A 22,586-nucleotide genomic window follows, 5' to 3' on the forward strand; every position below is an offset into this window, starting at 1 on the left:
AGCCAAAGGCTTTTCTTCCTTAATCATTCATCATTCATTGTTCATTTTTCACCACTTAACAATCCAAAGCGTTGATATCATTAACTAGTTAGTTTTTGTTTATATTATTACTTATTTTATAAAGACTAACGCAGCTTTGAATTCTTAAATATGAAGAATAAAGTCCAGCTATTAATACTAAAACCAGAAATAAATTCAATATTACACCCAAATTATTAACTTCAAAATACTTATATATGCAAGCAACTCCAGGTATAATGAAGAATATTACTGATACTGCTCGTCCAACTTTATCAAAAACAAAAGGATTATCTGATAGATTATTTTTTTTCTTCATGAACTTTGATGTTGCAACAAACTCTGAAAATTTGAAACAGATAAATCCTAAGAACCATACCGGTAAAATTTTTACATTTATTAATGTTATATATGAAAGGATTATATATAGTAAATCAGCGAAAACATCAAGGTGCGCCCCTATAACTGAAACTGAATTTGTTTTTCTAGCAATTCTTCCGTCTAATAAATCCGAAATACATATAAACAGAAACAATATAATTAATTTAAGACTTCTTTCCTGACCATATATAAATTGCTGGGTAATAGTATAAGCAAATAAAAATGATATCACTATTCTTGTTGATGTAATTATATTAGGTAAAGATTTAACCAATAGTTTCATTGTGCCCTCCAATAATAATTCTCGTTTGTATTTGAATCTATCTATGTTGATTTTATAAGTATAACATTAATACCTTAATTTTTGCTGAATTTATACATATACTTCCATAAGTAATATGTTTTTCAAAAACAATCTACCATTATTATGAAATTTTATTAATCTAAATTGAATTCCTCATAATCAATAATGTTCCTATTAAAGATTCTTTTGGAATATACGAAATATATTGTATAATATTTATCGACAAATTTGCTTTTTAAAATACATATAGCGTAATATATCTACACAATTTAAGGAGGCTAACTTAAGTGAAAATGGCTTTTAAAACGTTTTTATCATACATTTCTTATTTTTTAATTCTTTCTGGATGTTATTTTTTAACAAAAGAGATTCCTTCGTTCACACCTCCTGTTTTACTTGTTATTAAGTATTCTTCATTTATAATATTTGGATTAGGCATTATATTAAGTGTTCGCTTTAATAAAGGCAGAGTCTTTTTAATTATTTTGCTGCTCACATTATTCCAAATACTTTTAAGCTATTATTTTGAATTATCAATAGAGGACACTACTTACTCTCAAGTCCTTTATCCAATAATATGCATTCTTATTCCTATTAACATAGCTATATTATCTCAATTAAAGGAAAGGGGTATATTTTCTTTATGGGGAAAAATACGTATTTCTATTATATTAGTCGAGTTGTTTTTGATCTATAAAATTACAACATATAATAATTATCTTATAAAAGACATATTATCTTATAAATTTATTGATACCCATTTAGCAGAAAACATTATTCCTCAACCAGCCTTACTTATATTCTTTTTAACACTCATATTTTTTAGTATAAAAGTTTTTGTTAAACGAAATGCATTTGAAGCTCGATTAATCGGTGTTATTATTGGTGTTTTAGCCGCTCTTTACTTTATTAATGATAATCTATCTTTTTCTAGTTACTTAAGTGCAGCTGGCTTAATTTTGATTATAAGTGTTATTGAAGACTCCTATTCTATGGCTTATCTCGATGAGTTAACAGGAATACCTTCTCGTAGAGCTCTTAGGGAAGATTTAATGAAATTAGGAAATAAATATGTAATTGCAATGCTAGATATTGATTTTTTTAAAAAATTTAATGATAAATACGGACATGATGTCGGAGATGATGTCTTAAAATTAGTAGCTTCTAATTTGACCCAAGTTACAGGTGGGGGAAAAGCTTATCGTTATGGAGGTGAAGAATTTACTATATTGTTCCCTAGCAAATCAATAAATGATGTAATACCACATTTAGAAAACTTGCGGGAGCAAGTATCTAAATCTGGATATACTAGAAAATCTACGAAAAGTAAAAATTCAAAGACAAAACAAGGAAATTCAAGTCAGCTTTTTGTTACTATTAGTATTGGTGCATGTGAAAAAAGCAATAAATATAAGGATGCAAGTGATGTAATAAAAGGAGCTGATAAAGCATTGTACAGAGCTAAGAAAAAAGGAAGAAATTGTGTAAGCAAATAATCACGCCCTTAATTTTAGCATTTAATTTACTTCTTCAAGGCTATATGATTACCAATACAATATAATACTTATTTGGTTATTGGCGCATATAGCTCTTTTGTTTCCTTAGTAATTACTTTAAATTCATAGCCATGGGATTTATAATACTCAATTATTTTAGGAAGAGCTGTGCAGGTATTTTGATTAGAACCAGTGCAATGCAAAAGTAATATAATGCTATCTTTATTCTCACTGCCACTAGTGGCTTTAGTAAATAACTCATCTGGCGAGTTCTGTGGTTTTAATCCATCACAGTTGTCCATATTCCAATCGTAAACCTTAAAATTATTATCATGCAATCTTTTTAGCAAATTCCTGCTCATTCTCCTATAACTCCCACCTGGAAATCTTATAATATCAGGCGAAATTCCTACAACTCTTTGTATTTCCTTACGACAATCAATCATTTCTTTTATAAAACTATCATCATTATCATAAAGTTTCTTATAATTATGAGTATAGCTATGAAGCCCAAGGCTATTTCCTTCGTTATAAATTCTCTTTACAATATCTTCTCGACCTTTAATTTGATTGCCTATAAGAAAAAAAGTGGCTTTTACTTTTTTTTCTTTCAATATGTCTAAAACATTACTTGTTACTTTATGGCTGGGACCATCATCAAAAGTTAAATAAACTATTTTTTTCTTATTATTAGTAACTATCTTGTTCTCCTCTGGCTTTTCTTTAGATTCTTCATTAGGGGTTTCATCAGATGTTTTATCCGGTATTTCATTAGTTGTTTCATTTGAGTTTTTGTTAGCTTCTTCTTTAGTTATTTCATCAGATTTTTCCAAGACCTTCTCATTACTAGATTCATTTAATGGAACAGGCACATCCTTTGTACTTTTTTCAAACATACAGCCAATAAGAAACATACTAAAAGCAAGAATTAAAATAAACCTTAAACTATTTTTCATTTTGTTTCCTCCAATTACACCTTGCTTTTTAATTTGATAATCTCTTTATTACTTAGTATCTGCTATTTTGTCTCCTTTATTTGTGGTAAAATAAAACACTTATTAAAATAATGCTAATGATTACTTATTTTTACTATTCACCTTGAAGTTTACCAATACTTACATATGGCAGTTAATACCCATTTAACTTTAACTTTAAGCCCCCTTTACAATGTTTCATTATTATATTGTTGTAGTCAAATCTTAATATTGCTCTAATTACAAAAGAAAAGGGGAAAACTAATGAAGAAAACTTTTTTACGAAAAATTCTAAGTGCAATTATTGTACCAGTAATGATTACAATTCTAATGCCACTCGGAGTATCTGCACAGTGGAGGGAGAACACTGATAAAAGCTGGAGTTACATTGATGGAACATCATTAGCTAAAGACTGGCGATATATCTCTGGTGTATGGTACTACTTCAATTCAGATGGAAAAATGAAAACAGGCTGGACCTATGATAAGGGTAATTGGTATTTTTAAATAATTCAGGAGAAATGCAAAAAGGCTGGGTTTACGTTAATGAAATTTGGTATTATTTAGGCAACACAGGTTCAATGGAAACTGGTTGGATAAAAGATAATGGACACTGGTATTACTTAGATAACACTGGTGCAATGAAAACAGGAATTATATACCTGGGTGATAAAATTTTTTCTCTTAACAAATCTGGTGAATTGCAGCAAACTTTAAATAATTCAAATTATGTATCTAATGCAGCTTATGTAGATTCTATAGATGTAAACGGCTTACCTAAATTACCGCAAAACTATTCTATAAGTTTGCAAGTATCTGCTGAAAATAAGATTCTTCAATTAATGAATGAAAAAAGAACAGAGGCTGGTCTATCTCCATTAATTTTAGATAATACTTTATTACAAATAGCAAGGTATAAAAGCAATCACATGATACAATATAATTATTTTGATCATACAACACCGCAAGGAAATGACTGGACAAGCTGGCTAAATACTATTGGGTACAGATATGCTACTACTGGAGAAAATATAGCGTACAACAATTTTGACCCAGTTGAATTATTTAATCAGTGGTGGAATTCCTCTGGACATAGAGCTAATATGATGAATTCATCTTATACCAAAGTTGGTATAGGAGTAATTTATGGCGACAATAAATATATGGGAACACAAACCTTTTCTAATTAACATAAAAATAAACATGTTAAAAATCCAAGGCTCATGAAACCTTGGATTTTTAATTTTTTGTAAACAAGCTCCTATCAATGCATTTTAGAGTTTAAAGATTGATACACTTTCTAGAAGCTTATTTGCACATTGTTTTGTCTTATTAGTTTGCTCTACTACTTCTTCCGTTAAATTTACAACTTCGTTTGATTTAGTAGCAATTACTGTTGTTCCTTCTGCACCTTCATTTGTTGCCTGTGAAACTTCATGTATAGAAGTAATAATATTTTCTGTTGAATTAATTAACTGATTTGATATTTCACCAATAGTATTAACTAATTTGTTAAATATACTCGCATCGCTTTTATAATTTTCCCCAGTATCAACAAGCTTATTATAATCCTGAACTACCTGATTTCCTATAAAATTAACAGCTTCAATTGAAGTTCCTTTAAGACTACTTACGGCTTCAACCACATCTTTATTTATTTGCTGAATTTCTATAGTCGTTTCCTTTGATATTTCAGCAAGATTTCTTATTTCATCTGCAACAACAGCAAATCCTTTCCCTGATTCCCCAGCTCTTGCAGCCTCAATGGCTGCATTTAGTGCAAGCAAATTAGTTTGATCCGTAATTTCTAATATTCTAGACGTTAACTCATTAATCTTATTTACTGCATTTGATTTTTCAATTGCCATTTTTAGATTATCTTGAATTTCTAATGTAATCTCATTAGATGTCTCTTGAGATTTAATTGCATCTGATTTAAGCTGCACCGCTTTTTCTTCAATTTCTTTTGCTGTTTTTTCTCCATTCCCAACACTTGTGGTCATACTTTTTAGTACACTTTCCATTTTTGAAGATAATGAATTTATTTCAGCTGTTGATGCTGCTGTCTCTTCCATACTAGCGGATAATTCTTCAGTTGTAGCAGAGACATCAGATATTTTAATGTTTAAATCATCTATTTTATCTTTAGTAACATTTATTGAATCTAATACTATACTGCACTCATTCTTAATTCCAGTTATTATATTCCGATAGGATTTTTGCATCTCACTCATAGATTTGAACATTTTACCTATTTCATCTTCTTTTTCTAGGTACTTCTTTTCAAATTCTACTGTTAAATCCCCTTGTGCTAGTAATTCAATTTGTTCCTCTGCATATTTTATTCCCTTTGTCATTTTTCTGATTACAATACCTATTATTAAAATAATGATTACAAGTGATATTATTCCAGCTGTTATAATAATATTAAATATTTTATTATAACTTTCTAGTATTTTTTCTTTAGGGATTTGACTGCATAAAATCCAATTTGTATTTGTATTTTCTAAATTCACAGGATATGCCACCATTAAAACTTCCTGATTCTTCTTTACTGAATTGCCATATATAAAAAACTCTTTACCTTGTGAAGTTTCACTTATAATCTTGGCCCAAGTATCACTGTTTTGCTTTGCATCTTTCATTTTTAAGCTTGAATCTTCACCACTAGCTATATAAATTCCTTTATTAGATATTAAATCAACAGTTCCTCCAAGTGGCGTTTTCTCCAGCACCATTTTTTCCAATGTATCAAGTTTATAATCTAGTGATATTACTCCTAAAAACTTTCCACTTCCATCTAAAATAGGCATTGCTAATGATACCATGGATACGTCTTGTCCATTAATATTATAAACTGTTGGTTCTGTAATATAAGTACCTTTTAATTCTTTAGGTTTGTTATACCATGTCATGTCTGTTTGGTCATCATACGCTGGACCAACTACAATTTTATCACCATCTCTACTGGCATAAGGGATAAACATCCCGCTTTCTGCAAATTCTTTTTGTCCTCTATAATATTCATCTTTTCCATCAAATGCATTTTTTTCAAATGCAACAGTTACACCAAATACTTCTGGATGCGAATTTAATATTTCTTTTTGCATTTCAATAACCAAATTTCTATTTTGTGAATTAAGCTTAATTTGATTAATTACTTCTCCTCTTAAATCCTTTCCTATAACTTCTAACTTTTCAAAATTAGATGTTATTTGCGTTGCATATGATAATGATATTTCCTTTGCTAACGTTTCACTATCACTTATGCTTTTTGATTTCACTTGTATTAATATACATGAAAATACCCCAACATAACAAATAAGCATTATTAAAGCTATAATAATACTTATTTTAGTTCCTAAATTGAATTTTTTTATCATAATTACTACTCCTCCTTAGCTGCGTTTATAATTAGAACATTTAAATCAATTTCATGATTTCATACTATATTTATCGTCGAATTTTATCATATATTGAACTATTATATACAAAAAATTATTTTTAACTAAATTTTAACTTATTTTTAAAAAATCAGGCTTTAGAATAATTAAACTTTCACCATTCAATTATTCTAAAGCCTTTGCTTATTAAATATTTAGCTAACATATTGCATTTACTTTCTTTATAATCTTGATAATGTTGTAGTTCCAGAAAGCAGTAGTGCATCTTTCAAATTTAGTGGTACAGTTGAGAAAAACGAACTCACAAATGGAGTATATAACATTCCGCCAAGCATTGCTACACAGGCAATAGCTGAAATATTCATATATTTATTCTTATCTCTCTTACTAGTCTTGCAATTATATACACTTGTTATTTGTGATAAAACTAAATTAACAAACGCCAATGTCCTTGCCTTTTGAATAGTAGCTCCAAATAATATTGCTCCTTTGAATATTCCAAATGTTGTTAATCCTGTTATTATTCCTGTTTTTAGTATTTTCTTTTTAAGTTCTTTATTAACAATTTCATCATTTTTTGATACAGGCGGATAGCTCATTATGTCTTCTGGTGGATTCTCTAAAGTAAGTGATGCTCCTAATATTGATTCGGATATAACATCTGTCCATAGTATTTGTAATGAAAGAAGTAAAGGTATTCCAATAAACATTGATGCAAGCGATATCGCTAATACCTCACCTAAACATCCTGTAAGTAAATATCTTACAGAATTTTTAATATTCAAATTTACTCCTCTTCCCTCTTGAATAGACGCAACTATCGTTGCAAAGTTATCATCGGTAAGAATTATATCAGCTGTATCTCTAGCAACATCACTTCCATTCTTACCCATGGCTATTCCTATATCTGCTTCCTTAATTGCAGGAGCATCATTTACTCCATCTCCTGTCATTGCAACCACATTTCCAGCTCTCCTAAAAGCTCTTACTATCTTATATTTTTGTTCAGGAGAAGTTCTAGCAAAAACTTGTATTTTATTAATTATAGCAGTTAATTCATTCTCTGTTATATCATCTAATTCGCATCCGGATAATACAATTCCATCTGTTAAAAGTCCAATCTTTCTTCCTATTGCAGCAGCAGTATTCTTATTATCCCCTGTTATCATTACCACCTTTATTCCTGCATCTCTGCACTTTTCAATACAGTCTCTTACTTCTTCTCTTGGAGGATCCTCCATGCCCACTAAGCCTAAAAAGACAAAATTACTTTCTATATTTTTATTATCGTTTAATACCTTTTTATACGAAAAAGCTAAAGTTCTTAATGCCTTTAATCCCATTTCATCCACTATCTGCTGTAGATGATCTTTATCAGCAGGAGTAATTAATCTTTCCTTCCCATCTTCATAAATTCTTGTACATTTATCTAGCACTTTACTTAGCGAACCTTTGCAAAATGCCTCCATTTCATTTTTATACTCAACTAGAACTGTCATAAATCTAGTTGAACTATCAAACGGAATCTCACTTATCCTTCTGTACTTATTACTTATGTCCTCTACTTTTATTCTATTTTTATAAGCAGCAGTTAATAGTGCACCTTCTGTAGGATCACCATGAATTTCCCACTTTCCATCACATTGAGAAATACTTGAGTTGTTACATATAACGCCGGCAGTTATTATTTTATCTAATGAATCCTTTTTCTTTACTTCTCCATGTTTAAGTATTATATCTCCTTTTGGATTATATCCTGATCCACTAATTTCGTATGTATTATTATCAACATAAATTTCTTTTACTGTCATTTCATTCATAGTTAGAGTACCTGTTTTATCACAACATATTACATTGGCACATCCCAAACTTTCAACTGCAGGCAACTTTCTTACAATTGCATTTTTTGATGCCATCCTATGAACTGATAACGACATAGCTGCAGTTACTACAGCTGGCAGGCTTTCGGGTATTGCTCCTATAGAGAAGCTGACTCCCAAAACAAATACTTTGATCAATGATGAACCTCTTAAAAGACCTAAAGCACTTATCCCCATGCAAATTGCAAAAGCTAGTTTAGTAATTTTATTGGTAAATTTCTTTATTTTACGCTCAATAGGCGCACACTCACTTTTTATATTTTGAAGCATGTATGCAATTTTTCCCATTTCAGTATTTATTCCTGCGCTTACTACTACTGCCTTTCCTCTGCCTGAGAGTATATTTGTCCCCATATAAATCATGTTATGTCTATCCGCTAACTCCGCATTACTATTGCAAATATCACAGCTTTTATAAACTGGCGTACTTTCTCCAGTAATGGTAGCTTCTGAAACCTTAAGCTCACAACACTCTATTATTCTAGCATCTGCTGGTACTTTATCTCCTGCTTCTACAATAATCACATCTCCAAAAACAAGATACTTCGAATCTATTATACATCTCTTTCCATTACGTATTACTGTTGCATTGCGCCCCATCATTTCTTTAAGATAATATAATGATTTTTCTGCTCTATGCTGCTGCACTGTGCTCAAAATTGTCTCAACGGCTGCAATTCCCAAAATGGCTGCTCCATCAATAATTTGCCCTAGAAAAAAAGATAGAAAACCTGCGCCTACTAATAATTTGGTAGAAAATTCATTTATATTTTCAAAAAATCTTGTGATTAGTGATTTCTTTTTAGCCTCAGAAATTACATTTAATCCAAGCATCCTCAGTCGTTCATCTACCCTAGATTTAGATAATCCATTTATATAATCAGTTTTTAACCTTTTTTGAATATCATCTATTTGTGTGGAATGAAAATTATTAATGTTCACACTTGCATTCTCACTTTTAATCTCTGTGTATTCTGATGATTTCATTATTTTTCTCTTATTCTCTGAATCAACATTTTCTCTATCAAAAAAAGAATTTGCACCTATAGTTTCCATAGATGATTGGGGGAATATTTTTTTTGTTACGAATCTATATATTTGTCTTTTTATAGTATTCTCACTTACTATTTCCTCATCATATGTAATTAATAAATTTCCTGTAAATTGATTTGCCTTACAATACTTAACGCCCAATATACAACTAATTAATTTTTCCATTTCTATAGACTTATCTTCATTTCTATAAATATATTCCAAATGTAACCTTATTCTTTTATATAAAATCTCATTATTAATTGCATTATAAGCTAACGACATTTCTTTCCTCCTACCATTTTCATTGTTAATTTTATGTTAACTATTCGTTAAAACATAAATAAAGTATTTCCTGCAGATAAATATTTATTCATAAAAAGATTTGTCATTAACAATTTCCAATACTTACATGTAGCACTTAATATTTTTTTAACTTTAACTTTAAAAGAATTTTACAATAGTTTTATATGCTATTACTGTGATCAAAATATGAATAGAGGCAGGTGTATAGACTATGAGTATTGAAGAAAACTATGTTAAGATAGAACATGTTTATTTAACAGAAGAGAAATGCATACAATTAATAGAACAAGAACTGGATTCTTTTTTTGAAATACGCCTAAAATTAATCTATTCAATTTGTGATTCATATATAAAAGGCTCCATAAAAAATTCCGATGGTATTATTAACTTTCTTGATCCATCTAATGATGAAGTGAGAGCTTTTACTGAAACTATGATATATAAACTAAATAGTATAATTAATGCTAATTTTCCTAAGGATAGTATATATTCTAATATCTATACTACTAACCAATATCATATTAATATTGAAGATAGCATTGATAAGTTTATAAAAACTGAAAAAGTATTGAATCTTTGTGAGAGAATATTAGATAAATCTTTATCTAATATATTTGAAACATACTGCAAAAGTGGAATACTTAATCACTTTTTAGTTATTCAAACTTACCTAAAAAAATCCTTGGCAGCAATAGTTTAAAATACCAAAAACAAAAACATTGTGATATTTTATTTGAACAGTTAAAAGGTTATATACTAAACCTAAAATATGATTTAAGAAATAATATGATTAAATCCGCCATTCTTCTAATTAATTCAACTTATAACTATGACAAAAAGTCTATAATAGCTTAATTAGGCAAATGAAAATAAAAAACAAGTCCAAAGTAGCCATGAAATGTTCTGTATATGCAGCATAGCTGCTTTTTACTAAAATGTTCTGTATATGCAGCATAGCTGCTTTTTACTAAGGTGTATATTTTTCATCCTTAAACCCTTCCCATAAATACTCTAATTATTCCCAAAATTAGACCTATAATAAATCCGCAAATGGCACCATTAACCCTTATCCACTGTAAGTCATCTCCAATCCTATATTCTATCAATTCTATAAGAGTATCAGTATCTATTTTTTCAATATTTTCTTTAACAAGCTTACCTATCTTCTCATGATTATTATTGATATATTCTGATACCTGTTCTTTAATATAATGTTCTAATTTATCTATTAGCTCAGTGTTAGCTAAAATCTTATCTATTAAATTATTTAAAAAAGGTAATATGGTTCCTTCTATAAAATCATTATCATTAATATATATCAGAATTGTAGTTTTTGCTTCACTTAAAGTTCTCATCAGGTAATGATTTAACTCAGCATTGTTGACTAAGCTACTTTTATATTGATCTATTTTTTTTACTATATCTTCATTTTCACTTACACTCTTAATACTATCTTGCATAAACTTTAGTATCATAATTCTACTTGAATTATCTAGATTTCTTAAATCCTTTAGCACTAAAAAAATTAAATCTTGAACTATAGCTCCTATCTTCTCTTTACCAATAATATTTACAATTGTATTCAGCGTGTATTGCTTAATTACATTTATCTTAAGATTTTTAGTAGAGGTAAATATTATGTTTCCAAATTCATTTTTTATATCTTCCCTTTTTACCAAACTTTCACATGCATCAAGCAAATTATTCATGATCTTTTGTTCATAATTATTCTCTAAACACATGCTAGTTAATGCTTCTAGTAAATTTTTAGAATCTAATTTGTTTAAATAACCTTCTATTAAACTTAGTAAATATGCGGAAACCTTTGGTATAGAAATATAATCTATCCCACTCCTAATAATGAATACTATTTTCGATTTAATTTCATTAGAATAAACACTATTTTTAAATAAATTTAAAAACCTTGTTACAATGCTTAATTCATTTACCTTATTAAGAATGCTGGATTTATTGAGCAGGTTGTTTTCAACAATTGAAACTAATGCTGTCGTTATTCTTTGACGATTCTTTGGCAACAATGCTGTATGTGGCACTTTAATACCAAGAGGATAACGAAAAAGTGCTGATACTGCAAACCAATCAGCAATTCCGCCAACCACTCCTGCTTCAAATCCACTTTGTAATATCATAATAGTAATTAAATTATTTGAAAACAAAGTGAACAGAAAACCTATAAACATTATCATTAGAGATATTGATGCTTTTTGATTAGTTTTTATTTTCATGGTATATCCTCCTCTAATTGTCAGTATGTAAAAATATTGAAGAATTTATACTACACATAATTTAAAATTTTTATACATAATATTTTTCAAACTGGATACAATACAAGTTAAAATCAAAAAAATTATTTGGAGGAATAACTGTTATGGAAAATTCAGAAACTTTAAATCAAGAATTTAATGAACTTAAAGAAAAATATGACTCACTAATTCAAAAGGTCAATAATCTTGAAGTGGAAAATTCCCATAGGGAAAATAGTGTTAAACAAATGGAAAATAGTTTTGAGGTCATAAATAACAATATTAAAGAACTCATGGAGAAAATTGATTCCATAATTGAAGACAAAGAAACAAGCAAAATGTTCAGTAGTGTTAGAAGAAGTAATTCTTCAATTATGAATATGATAACAATGCCTATGAGAAAGGCTACTGTTAATACTATGCGTGCCATCTTCTCAGTAGCTGATTTTGCATCAGAAAAAGTGGCTACTGCACGTGAAAATTTAGAAGATATTGTTGCAGAAGCTCAATACGAAAATAAAAAAAGAAGATCTTCAATGATAACTAGTGAGCAAGGTTAAAAATTATAACTATGAATGTAAAAAAAATATCTTCAATTCCAGGACGATTACGCTTATGCATAGAAGGTCTCAAATGGAATTCTAATATGGCTTTCAATATTGAAGACATTCTAAGAGATTTTTCCAGCATAAAATGTATCAATATCAATACCAAAACTGGAAATGTGTTGTTATTTTACGATTTATATTATATAGATGAAGATATGATATGCAGTATCATATCTTCATCATCAATTAAAATATATAATTTAGCTAACGCAACATACATTGAACCTAATACAAAAATCAATTCTATGGAAATATTCAGAGAGACAAGATCCTTATGTCATGGACTTCTAGCATTATCAATTTCTATGACCGCAATTTTATTATTTACAGCTTCACCCGTGTATGCTATTAGTTCTCTAATTTTAGGTTTTCCAGGCATATTATTTCTTACTTCATATTTTTCTACAAAATATACTTTAATTAAGGCACATTATAATAATGTCTATATTAAAGACTCAAATTCTATTAAACACATTAGGAATATAAAAAGTATTTCACTTCATCAAAATATAGTATTTAATAATGATGGCTTAGAAAATTTAAAATCATTGAATTATTTTAGAATTGAAAGCTTCATAGCTACAAAGAAAATAAAAGATCCAATTAATGCGGACGTTAGAAAACTAATAAAAGATTTGAGATCCATAGGAATTAATAATATAGATATTATTTCAGAATATGAAAATAGTAATTTAGTATTATATGCAAATAAAAGCCTTGGACTTTATGACAATAAGAAAGATCAATATCCTAAAATAATAATCATAAACGAAAACAACTTTAAAAGGACATATGCAATCGATAACATTATTGTCATAGGAATATCAACCGTTAAATTATTTTATAAAAATAATATCAACATAATTTGTAATGGACTTCCTAAAATTTCATGGTTGATTAAAGAATGTATAGATAACCAAGAATACTTAGTAAGAGCTCAAGCTATTGCTGTAAGTATTAATGTAGTCGGAATTTTTCTTGCTTTTATTAGATATCTAAATTTAGGTGGCGCTATTCTACTCTATTTTTTAAATTCATTAGGAAATTTATTTTTTATTAAATATAACATGTTAAATAATAAAAAATAATAGCAAGGAGTTACTATTATGGATAACCAAAGCACTTTAAAGAAAATTGAAATGGAACTATCAAATATAGAAAAAATGGTTGATGAAATAATAACCTTTAGCTTAAATACAATAAAATCAGAGCCTTCCCTTGAAAAAGATATATTGAAAATATTTATGAGTACATCTACCAGAATCACTAATTATTTTATGAAAGAAACTGAAAATACAAATACTGAGCATGTAGGAAAAAACGTAATAAAATATGCAATGTTTAAAAAATTTTAATGTTAGTTGCCTTCATGAATAAAACTTGCTTTATTGGAGATAATTTGAAAATACATTTTATATTAATGGAGGTATTTAAGTGATATCAAATAGAAAACAATTGTTTTTCGGGATAGCTTTAGGAATTCTCGGAAATTCATTTTACCACTCAATTAAAGAACATAAAGATAAATTTTATTATATGAAAGACGATATATCAAATCAATGCATCAGCACTACTGATTTATCTAAAAACTCTACAAATGATGAAATGATTAACTGTATTAAAGAATTAAAAGAACAGGCAAATTTGCTTCAAATTAAATTAAATCAGTTGAAAAATTAATAATAATTTTATTTAATATTAAAGGGGTTGATTAACTTTGGAGTGTTTAAGTGCTTTACCAGGAAGGGTACGATTTAAAGCACAAAATATATATCAGAATACAAATATCTCTGAATACGTAGAAAAATATATTATCAGTCTTTATGGAGTAAAATCCGCTAAGCTTACAGTACATACTGGCTCAATCTTAATTACATATGATATTCAAAAAACTAACTTACTTACACTAAAAGAAAATATAGAAAATGCTCTTTCTACCACCTACGCTAGAGATGATGTTAAATTTAATAATTTTAAAGAATATTTTGCTGTGATAAAGAACAAAAATAAGGCTAAAAGAAAATTTTTATTTTGGAGCTTGTTTTATATTCTACTTAAAATTAAAAATTCTACTTACGGAAAATTTTCATTAAGTAGAAATTTAACTGTACTTAAGGTTGCTTCCTTGGTGACTATTGTTGGTGGCTACCCATTACTTAAAAAATTATACAAAAAATATGCAAAAAACATGCCGACAAATGAAGATATTTTATTAGAACTTTCCGCCTTATCTTTTACAATAATGAGAGAAAGCTCTAAGGGTGTTTTAGTTCTTGTGTTAAAAGCTCTAAATGATTATATTAAATTTTCCGCTGAAGCTGAAAGCAGGAAAGCATTATTAGATTCCTATAATGCTAACTATAAAACGGCTTGGACTGAATCACTTGAAGGAGGTAAAATTTTAGTTGCAAGAGATACATTAAAAGTCGGAGATTATGTATATAACTATACCGGAGAAGTTGCATCTGTAGAAGGGATTGTAGAAGAAGGCAGCGCTGTTGTAAATACTTTATATTATTCTGGTCAACCAGTAATTTCTCATGTCGGAATAGGCTCTAAAATTCATGAAGGAACCGCAATAATTTCTGGCAATTTAAAAATTAAAATTACTAATTTATTAGATATAACAGAAAAAAATGATATTTCATCTAAAAAACTTTATCTTCATAACAAAACAAAAAAGTTTGAAAATAAAGTTACTCGTTTAGCAATATGGACTGCAGGTTTAAGTTACTTATTTACGCGCAATATATTAAATGCATTTTCAGTATTTTTAGTATTAAGCCCTAAAGCTACTTCAGTAGCTTTAAATTCTGGCATCAAAAACTACATATGTTTATTGAACAAAAATAATATTTATTTAAGAAATGCAAATAGATTTGAAGATATATTAAATGTAAATAAAATTATTTTTGATAAAACAGGAACCTTAACCTATGGAAAATTAAATATCATATCAATAACTTCATTGGATAATACGTACTCAGAAAAAGAATTACTTAAAATATGTGCTGCATGTGAATCTGAATACGTTCATCCTATTTCAGTAACTTTGAAGGATGCTTGTAGTGATCTTGAAATTAATAACATTAATAATTCTATACTTATACCATCTCAAGGAATAAAAGCAATTTATAATAATAAAGAAGTTCTAATTGGTAACATGAAGTTAATGGAAGATAATAAAATAAACATATTTAAAGGTGCGAAACAATATAGAGATTATCAAAGAAAATTATTAATTCCTATCTTTATAGCTATAGACAAAAATCTTGTTGGTATGATAGTTTTAGATGATATTATAAGGGCAGATTCAAAAAACTTAATAAACACATTAAAATATAATGGTATAGATAATCTCTCTATACTAACTGGTGATTCTTATTATAAAGCTCAAAAAATAGGTTCTGAGCTTGGAATAAGCAAAATATATAGCAATATGAGCAATATTGGAAAAGCTAGTTTAGTTGAATCTGAAAGCGCTAATAATACTGTAATGATGGTTGGAGATGGAGTAAATGATGCATTTGCCATGAAAGCTGCAGACATTAGTGTAAGTTTTGCCAATGGAGCTTGTGATATAATAAAGCTTCATTGTGATTGTATAATATATGATGATAATTTAACTCGGCTTGCAGATTTAATATATATTTCTAAAAAATCTTATGCTGCAATTACTCGAACTATCCTTTTCTCAAATATATATAATGTAACTCTTGGTTTTATTGCATTTATGGGCGGTTTAGATATATTTGCAGCAAAATCTTTAAATACACTAAATTCTCTATTAGTATTACTTCTTAATCAGAGGATCCGATATATTAAGCCAAATAGAATATATAAAAATTTTTATTTAAATAATTCTAATAGTAATATAATAAATCAAAAAAATATTCCCTAAAAAATAAACTGTTTTTCATGTAAATCTCATGTAAAACAGTTTACTATATTAATTAACCGATTTTATTAAATAACAACTTCCAGCAGAATGTTTAACTTCCTTCTTAATAGCTGCTACTGATATACCTACTTCTTCCGGATTAGAAAAATTATTAAAATCACCATACATACCTGCAATTGAAAGAGAAGTTATTGGAAACTTATCTTTATTTCCACGTCTATCTACTGCCTCAATATATTTATTTTTTCTATCCTTCTCATTAAAAAAATTTAAGATTTCTAAATCAAAGTTTTCAATTATCTTTTTACATAATTTTTCACATTCTTCAAGTGAATTCTCTATTATACTTACAAAATCATCTCCACCTACATGTCCAATAAAACCATTGTAAGGGAAGAGTGATTTAATTTCCGAATTAATTAAATCAGTTGTATATTTAAGGATTCTGTCACCATTTTCAAATCCATATGTATCATTATAAATCTTAAAATTATCTAAATCAAAATAAAGAATGCAGCATGTACGTCTAGTTTTTATTATACTTTGAATTGTTTTCTGAATAACTACATTACCTGGCAGTTCAGTAAGTGGATTAAGTTGCCTAGCATAATTACACTCAAGCATTGTAGTATAGTTTAACAGAGATTTTATGGAGACAATTCCACAGTATTTACTATTTTTAGTTATAATAATATAGTCATATGTATTTTCTGTTCTTCTAGACATAGCCAGCCTTGAAACTTCATCAACTGATGTATAATAGTCTACTATTAAAGGATTAAGATCCATTACTAATGAAACAGGGCGTTTTGTAAAAACAGCTACACCATATTGTGTGGCTAATGCTGAATCCAAAGTATGCTTCATAATAAGACCTACTGGAGTATTGTCTTTATTTACTATACAAGCTCCTGTAATATCATTATAATCAAAATATTCTTTAATATCCTTGCAATGGGTTGAAGGACTAAAAGGCTTATCTTTTCTTACAATTTCACCAATGTTATTTGACTGACAGCTATAGTAAAAATTGTCTTTAAACTTATTACATCTTACAATTAAATTTTTCACATAGCTTGGTATATCCAAAAAAGTTCCTGCTGGACGTCCTATAAGGAAGCCTTGTCCACCATATACACCTAAACTAATTAATGTTTTTAACTCTTCCTCAGTTTCTATGCCTTCAGCAATAAGCCTCATATTAGTTGCTTCTGAAAGCTTAACAAAACATTCTATTAGTGATTGCTTGAAAAAATCCTCATCAACATTTCTAATTAAATCCATATCAATTTTTACGTAATGCGGTTTTGTTTCATTTAGCATTTTAAGGCCAGAATAGCCTGATCCGGTATCATCAACTGCAATCTTATATCCTTGATCTATATAATTATCTAAAGCCTGCTTAAAACTTTTATAATCTTCAATACATGTCTTTTCTGTAATTTCAAAAATTATACAGTCTGGTGACATATTATGTGCTGCAAGAAATTCCTTTGTAAATCCCTTTTTAAACTTTTCATCCTTAAAAATATGTGGATCTACATTTATAAAAAGATATTTATTCTTTTCAATATCAGCTGCTCTTTCAATAGCCTTTATTCTACATAGTTGCTCCAATTCCCAAGTTTTATTGTAAATTTGGGCAGCTTTGAACAATTTGTCTGGCCTCTCTAGAGGCGAACCTACAGGTCCCCTGCTTAAAGCTTCATAACCTATAATAGTTCCATCCAAAAGAGAAACTATAGGCTGATATACTGTGGAAATATTTTTATTCCTAAATATCTTCTCTAATTCCTCTGCCTCGTTATAATTCGAAATATTATCAAGTGAATTTATCATAATTAGTCTCCTCATAAGTGTTTTAAATTACTTAATCTCAAGTAGTGGGAATATAGTTCGAATATAACACAAGGTTATTAAGAATTCTTATTATTTATGTTAATTTTATGTAAAATTAGTAACTATAATATAATATGGAATTCTGATTAGCAGACGCTGAAAATATTAACAAAATTTTAGAACAGTAAATAGTTTTCCACAAGAACTATTTACTGCCCCAAGATTAATAATCTATATTTAATTATTATTTAATCCAAGCTCCATTAGCACCTAATTTATATCTATCAATGACAGTATTATAAGCCATTATACCTTGTGAATTTAAGTAATACCAAGTTCCACCTACTAACTGCCAGCCTGTTCTCATGCCGCCGTCACTTCCCAAGTAATACCAATTCCCGTTATAAAGCAACCAACCTGTAGCCATATATCCATCAGCTTGTAAATAATAATTCTTTCCATAATTTCTGTCATAAAACCAAGAACTTTTTACAGTTTTGCCTGTTGAATCATTATATTGCCATCTTCCATTAACTAATATCCATTGATTGGCTTTTAGTGGTTGAGCTATTCCACTGTTGTCAGTATTGGTATTAGCTTGTCCTCTATTAATATTTAATGTATAGGTCCTCTTTTCATTATTATCATCCTGAACTGTTATTTTTATTTCATTTTTGCCCTTATTTAATGATACTGATTTTTTAAATTTATCATTTTCATCAACTGTTGTTCCAGCTATTGTTACCTCATAATCATCATACTGATCACTATCACAATCTGGCTTAGCTGTTACTTTAACTTCACTCACAGATTCAGCCACATTTACATTATAAGTAGATATGTCTTTTGAAAAATTTAACTCTCCATCACTTAAATAAAGACTCTTTAAATATACATCTCCATCTGATTCTTCATCATTTGAAGAACTGGCTGTACATTTTACTTTAATAATATACTCACTAACATAAGACTCATCATCATACCTTACAGTGCCTGGATCATCACTATATGTCCTTATAGTTAGTGTTGTTGTTGATTCCGGTGTCAAATCTATTGAACTACTTGTTTTTACTCCTTTAGTTGAACTACGCTTTCCTTTAAATATTCTAACATGACTTGAACTCACGCCATTTGTACTTATTTTTATTTTAGATGATGAAGTTTTAGCATAATAAGTTTCTTTGTCGTCCATTTCATCATCATCTACTTCATTTTTGCTTTTATAATCATCATCACTGTATGTTTTTATTGTATTTCCACTAGAATTTTTTATTTTTATACTTGTTAAGTCGCCGCTTGCTGCATAAGCTTTTGTAGTAATTAGGTTTAAATTAGCCGCTGGTGCAACTGCGCCAAAGGCACTTACTACAAGTGCAATCGCAACAATCTTTTTAATATTTTTATTCATATTACCTCTCCTTTTATCTTTAACAAACTTAACTATTTCCACTTATCATTCACCGGTGACTTTTTCATTTTCACTTATAAGTTATCCCTTAACATCGTATATACTTATTATATAATACAGTAACAAAAACTATTTTAGGTACGTTTTTCCTTAAGAATCTAGAAAATATATAACAAAAATAAGCATTATAATTTCCTTACTTTGTTCTCAATTATAAATGCTATAATTTATTGAATTTAACAATAATCGAGTAGAAGTTAAATTATATTTTACCCCTACTCGATTATATAAATTTCTACACTATTAATTTGTATAGCTTATTCTCTCTTTAACTACCTTTATTAATAATAACCCAAATAATTATTTCTTTGTAATTCCTATCCGCCATAATTCAGGCCCTTGTTCTAAGTACTCCCATTCAAATTGATTTGGGCGCTCTACACTAAGATGATCATAAAGTGGACGGGGGTCATGGTCATTTATCAGCTCCATAGTCTCACCAGAGGCTAACTTGTCAAAGGCTTCAAAAATAGCCGGACGCTTATCTTTAGGCAAATAAATCCTAACATCTACAGTTGTAGTAATGTTCATCATATTTTATTCCTCCTTGCTTATTAGTTTATAATAGTATATCCATATAAATATATTTTTAATGTGATTTATATCACGTCATAAAATGAATTTATTATTTTAATTAGAAAGCACGTCTTATGTTATAAAACTTTAACATAAGACGTGCTTTCTAATTAAATACTTTACTACCTATTGCTAATTCTAAATTCAATTGATATATTTTGATTATATCTATACTAAACTCTTAATTTTTGTCCTATTTTGTTCTATCCTCTGATACCTCTTCATTTTGTAGTACACTGTGCTTTCTACCATATACAAAGTATACTATAAGTCCTATAAGAAGCCAAACTATAAAACCTATCCAAGTTATTAACTTTAATCCACATAATAAAACTATACAGCATATTATAGATATTATTGGAGTAAATGGCACTCCAGGAGTTCTAAAAACTCTTTTAAAATCTGGCATAGTTTTTCTAAGCACGATAACTGCTAAAGACACAGCTATAAAACCTAATAACGTTCCTGTACTTAAAAACTCAACAATAATATCTAATGGTATAAATCCTGCTATTATTGCAGCTATAGTTCCAGTTATTATAGTTGAAATATGTGGTGTCTTATGAGTTGGATGTACCTTTGAAAATATTTTTGGTAAAAGTCCATCTCTTGACATAACCATAAATACTCTAACTTGGCCATATAGTACTACCATCATTGTTGAAATCATTCCAAGTATAGCTCCTGTTCCTACTAGTGCTGCTCCCCAGTTTATACCAACTCTAGCTAAAGCCCCTGGTACCGCATTTTCTGAAATTATTTCATTATAAGGCACCATTCCTGTAAGTACAACTGCAACGGAAACATAAAGTGTAGTAACAGCAATTAAACAAATTATAAGTCCAATTGGAATGTCTCTCTTAGGATTTTCAGCTTCCTCTGCTGCTGTAGATATTGCATCAAAACCTATAAACGAGAAGAATATAGTAGCTGTTGCTGCAAATATTCCACCAAACCCAAATGGTGCAAAAGGTGTATAGTTAGCTGTATTTATATGTCCTACTCCTAAAACTACAAATATAATAATTATAGCTATCTTTATTCCTACAATAAGATTATTAACTCTAGCACTTTCCTTCATACCATAATATAATATGTACGTTATTACAGCTATTATTAGTACCGCAGGTAAATCTACTATTCCACCTTTGCTAGGTGATGTAATTAACGCAGTTGGCAGTACAACTCCTATGGATTTTAATATTCCAACAAAAGTACCAGACCATCCTGATGCTACTGCACTGCATGCAACCAGATATTCTGCAGTAAGGCACCATCCAATTATCATTGCTACTATTTCACCAAATACTATGTATGAATAAGAATATGTACTTCCTGCTACTGGAAACATAGTTGAAAGTTCGCAGTAACATAATGCGCAAAGACCTGCTACTATTCCTGCTAAAATAAATGAAACAATTACAGCTGGTCCTGCTAAATGAGCACCTGTTCCTGTTGCAACAAAAATACCTACTCCTACTACAGCTCCTATACCAAATGCAGCAATATCTTTTGCCTTAAGATTTTTCTTTAAAGCTGTTTTCTGCACTCCTTCCAGTATTTTATCTACTGATTTTTTCTTAAAAATATTCATAAGGGTCCTCCTATTAAAATAATATATGCCCCAAAAAATCATGTTTAACTAAGCTAATCTTTTATTCTCTAATTCTCTACTTGAGAAATCATAAAAGTTTTAACAAACCAAAAGTTATTTTAACACATTTCGATAATAATCGGCAAGTTATTATTATTTTGATAATATAAGCAAAATTCATCATTTTTAATTATTCATTTAGTTAGATTATTTAACTTAAAGATCCCAAACGGCATATTTCCACTCCTAAAGCATTGATTTTACTCGATTTATTGTCTATATGTCAATCTTAATACAACTGCTAATTAGATTTTTATTATCATAATCTGCTCTTTAATCTCAGATAATATTTTTTAATTTTATATATATATTTTTAAAAATTTCTTTATCTCACTAGAATATAACTAGTATCCCTCCAACAATTGTTTTTATTACAAATATAATATTGTATATAAAATATTAAATAAATTCATGTATAGATAAACATCCATGCGCGTAAAGCTTAACCAGTAATCACCAAATTATAGGGGGAAGAGAGTAG

At 28.7% G+C, this 22,586-nt stretch carries 16 protein-coding genes and 1 pseudogene; 8 read left to right on the forward strand and 9 right to left on the reverse strand.

Annotation, left to right across the window (positions count from 1 at the left end; translation table 11 throughout):
• Positions 1 to 88 precede the first annotated feature (88 nt).
• Positions 89 to 682, reverse strand: coding sequence for a CDP-alcohol phosphatidyltransferase family protein (locus tag COL3_RS14710; RefSeq protein WP_008419773.1), 594 nt, complete (start codon positions 680 to 682; stop codon positions 89 to 91).
• A 314-nt stretch (positions 683 to 996) separates the two neighbouring features.
• On the opposite strand from COL3_RS14710, the gene COL3_RS14715 reads away from it, so the two are divergent.
• Positions 997 to 2,199: a GGDEF domain-containing protein gene (locus tag COL3_RS14715; RefSeq protein WP_242982141.1), complete on the forward strand. Its 1,203-nt coding sequence runs from the start codon at positions 997 to 999 to the stop codon at positions 2,197 to 2,199.
• A 68-nt stretch (positions 2,200 to 2,267) separates the two neighbouring features.
• On the opposite strand, the gene COL3_RS14720 is transcribed toward COL3_RS14715, so the two are convergent.
• The gene (locus COL3_RS14720; protein ID WP_008419776.1) at positions 2,268 to 3,155 is read right to left on the reverse strand and encodes a polysaccharide deacetylase family protein; all 888 of its coding nucleotides are present in this window, start codon (positions 3,153 to 3,155) and stop codon (positions 2,268 to 2,270) included.
• 282 nt (positions 3,156 to 3,437) lie between these two features.
• On the opposite strand from COL3_RS14720, the pseudogene COL3_RS29600 reads away from it, so the two are divergent.
• Positions 3,438 to 4,363: pseudogene (locus tag COL3_RS29600) on the forward strand (CAP domain-containing protein).
• An 84-nt stretch (positions 4,364 to 4,447) separates the two neighbouring features.
• On the opposite strand, the gene COL3_RS14735 reads toward COL3_RS29600, so the two are convergent.
• Together COL3_RS14735 and COL3_RS14740 are read right to left on the reverse strand one after the other, a co-directional pair.
• The gene (locus COL3_RS14735; RefSeq protein ID WP_008419783.1) at positions 4,448 to 6,556 is read right to left on the reverse strand and encodes a methyl-accepting chemotaxis protein; all 2,109 of its coding nucleotides are present in this window, start codon (positions 6,554 to 6,556) and stop codon (positions 4,448 to 4,450) included.
• Positions 6,557 to 6,798: 242 nt separating this feature from the next.
• Complete coding sequence (locus tag COL3_RS14740; protein WP_008419786.1) at positions 6,799 to 9,774, reverse strand: HAD-IC family P-type ATPase; 2,976 nt, start codon at positions 9,772 to 9,774, stop codon at positions 6,799 to 6,801.
• Between the two features lie 232 nt (positions 9,775 to 10,006).
• Between COL3_RS14740 and COL3_RS14745 the strand changes: the two genes are divergently transcribed.
• Positions 10,007 to 10,495: a hypothetical protein gene (locus COL3_RS14745; protein ID WP_008419789.1), complete on the forward strand. Its 489-nt coding sequence runs from the start codon at positions 10,007 to 10,009 to the stop codon at positions 10,493 to 10,495.
• 289 nt (positions 10,496 to 10,784) lie between these two features.
• On the opposite strand, the gene COL3_RS14750 is transcribed toward COL3_RS14745, so the two are convergent.
• Positions 10,785 to 12,041 carry a DUF445 domain-containing protein gene (locus COL3_RS14750; RefSeq protein WP_008419791.1) on the reverse strand — a complete coding sequence of 419 codons (1,257 nt, stop codon included), beginning with the start codon at positions 12,039 to 12,041 and terminating at the stop codon, positions 10,785 to 10,787.
• A gap of 143 nt (positions 12,042 to 12,184) precedes the next feature.
• Here COL3_RS14750 and COL3_RS14755 point away from each other — a divergent pair, with 143 nt between their 5' ends.
• From COL3_RS14755 to COL3_RS14775, 5 genes are all read left to right on the forward strand, one after another.
• Positions 12,185 to 12,619, forward strand: coding sequence for a hypothetical protein (locus COL3_RS14755; protein WP_008419793.1), 435 nt, complete (start codon positions 12,185 to 12,187; stop codon positions 12,617 to 12,619).
• Positions 12,620 to 12,630: 11 nt separating this feature from the next.
• The gene (locus COL3_RS14760) at positions 12,631 to 13,755 is read left to right on the forward strand and encodes an HMA2 domain-containing protein (RefSeq protein ID WP_008419795.1); all 1,125 of its coding nucleotides are present in this window, start codon (positions 12,631 to 12,633) and stop codon (positions 13,753 to 13,755) included.
• A gap of 18 nt (positions 13,756 to 13,773) precedes the next feature.
• Entirely contained in the window at positions 13,774 to 14,022 is a 249-nt protein-coding gene (locus COL3_RS14765) for a hypothetical protein (RefSeq protein ID WP_008419796.1), read from the forward strand.
• A gap of 79 nt (positions 14,023 to 14,101) precedes the next feature.
• Complete coding sequence (locus tag COL3_RS14770) at positions 14,102 to 14,347, forward strand: hypothetical protein (RefSeq protein ID WP_008419798.1); 246 nt, start codon at positions 14,102 to 14,104, stop codon at positions 14,345 to 14,347.
• Between the two features lie 37 nt (positions 14,348 to 14,384).
• Complete coding sequence (locus COL3_RS14775) at positions 14,385 to 16,568, forward strand: HAD-IC family P-type ATPase (RefSeq protein WP_008419800.1); 2,184 nt, start codon at positions 14,385 to 14,387, stop codon at positions 16,566 to 16,568.
• Between the two features lie 48 nt (positions 16,569 to 16,616).
• Here COL3_RS14775 and COL3_RS14780 read toward each other — a convergent pair whose 3' ends face one another.
• The 4 genes from COL3_RS14780 to COL3_RS14795 form a co-directional block, all read right to left on the reverse strand.
• Positions 16,617 to 18,407 carry a GGDEF domain-containing protein gene (locus COL3_RS14780; protein ID WP_008419802.1) on the reverse strand — a complete coding sequence of 597 codons (1,791 nt, stop codon included), beginning with the start codon at positions 18,405 to 18,407 and terminating at the stop codon, positions 16,617 to 16,619.
• 244 nt (positions 18,408 to 18,651) lie between these two features.
• Positions 18,652 to 19,815: a cadherin-like beta sandwich domain-containing protein gene (locus COL3_RS14785; RefSeq protein WP_008419804.1), complete on the reverse strand. Its 1,164-nt coding sequence runs from the start codon at positions 19,813 to 19,815 to the stop codon at positions 18,652 to 18,654.
• Positions 19,816 to 20,175: 360 nt separating this feature from the next.
• Positions 20,176 to 20,409: a DUF2249 domain-containing protein gene (locus tag COL3_RS14790; protein ID WP_008419805.1), complete on the reverse strand. Its 234-nt coding sequence runs from the start codon at positions 20,407 to 20,409 to the stop codon at positions 20,176 to 20,178.
• 235 nt (positions 20,410 to 20,644) lie between these two features.
• On the reverse strand, positions 20,645 to 22,045 hold the full coding sequence (locus tag COL3_RS14795) for an amino acid permease (protein WP_008419807.1): 1,401 nt from the start codon (positions 22,043 to 22,045) through the stop codon (positions 20,645 to 20,647).
• Positions 22,046 to 22,586: the final 541 nt, after the last annotated feature.

Source organism: Clostridium sp. LS, from assembly GCF_002760435.1.
In the GTDB taxonomy this organism is placed as follows: domain Bacteria; phylum Bacillota; class Clostridia; order Clostridiales; family Clostridiaceae; genus Clostridium.

Bases quoted from the DNA above. Each gene is read 5' to 3' on its own strand.
- COL3_RS14710 (WP_008419773.1), bottom strand. From the start codon at position 682: ATGAAACTATTGGTTAAATCTTTACCTAATATAATTACATCAACAAGA.
- COL3_RS14715 (WP_242982141.1), top strand. From the start codon at position 997: ATGGCTTTTAAAACGTTTTTATCATACATTTCTTATTTTTTAATTCTT.
- COL3_RS14720 (WP_008419776.1), bottom strand. From the start codon at position 3,155: ATGAAAAATAGTTTAAGGTTTATTTTAATTCTTGCTTTTAGTATGTTT.
- COL3_RS14735 (WP_008419783.1), bottom strand. From the start codon at position 6,556: ATGATAAAAAAATTCAATTTAGGAACTAAAATAAGTATTATTATAGCT.
- COL3_RS14740 (WP_008419786.1), bottom strand. From the start codon at position 9,774: ATGTCGTTAGCTTATAATGCAATTAATAATGAGATTTTATATAAAAGA.
- COL3_RS14745 (WP_008419789.1), top strand. From the start codon at position 10,007: ATGAGTATTGAAGAAAACTATGTTAAGATAGAACATGTTTATTTAACA.
- COL3_RS14750 (WP_008419791.1), bottom strand. From the start codon at position 12,041: ATGAAAATAAAAACTAATCAAAAAGCATCAATATCTCTAATGATAATG.
- COL3_RS14755 (WP_008419793.1), top strand. From the start codon at position 12,185: ATGGAAAATTCAGAAACTTTAAATCAAGAATTTAATGAACTTAAAGAA.
- COL3_RS14760 (WP_008419795.1), top strand. From the start codon at position 12,631: ATGAATGTAAAAAAAATATCTTCAATTCCAGGACGATTACGCTTATGC.
- COL3_RS14765 (WP_008419796.1), top strand. From the start codon at position 13,774: ATGGATAACCAAAGCACTTTAAAGAAAATTGAAATGGAACTATCAAAT.
- COL3_RS14780 (WP_008419802.1), bottom strand. From the start codon at position 18,407: ATGATAAATTCACTTGATAATATTTCGAATTATAACGAGGCAGAGGAA.
- COL3_RS14785 (WP_008419804.1), bottom strand. From the start codon at position 19,815: ATGAATAAAAATATTAAAAAGATTGTTGCGATTGCACTTGTAGTAAGT.
- COL3_RS14790 (WP_008419805.1), bottom strand. From the start codon at position 20,409: ATGATGAACATTACTACAACTGTAGATGTTAGGATTTATTTGCCTAAA.
- COL3_RS14795 (WP_008419807.1), bottom strand. From the start codon at position 22,045: ATGAATATTTTTAAGAAAAAATCAGTAGATAAAATACTGGAAGGAGTG.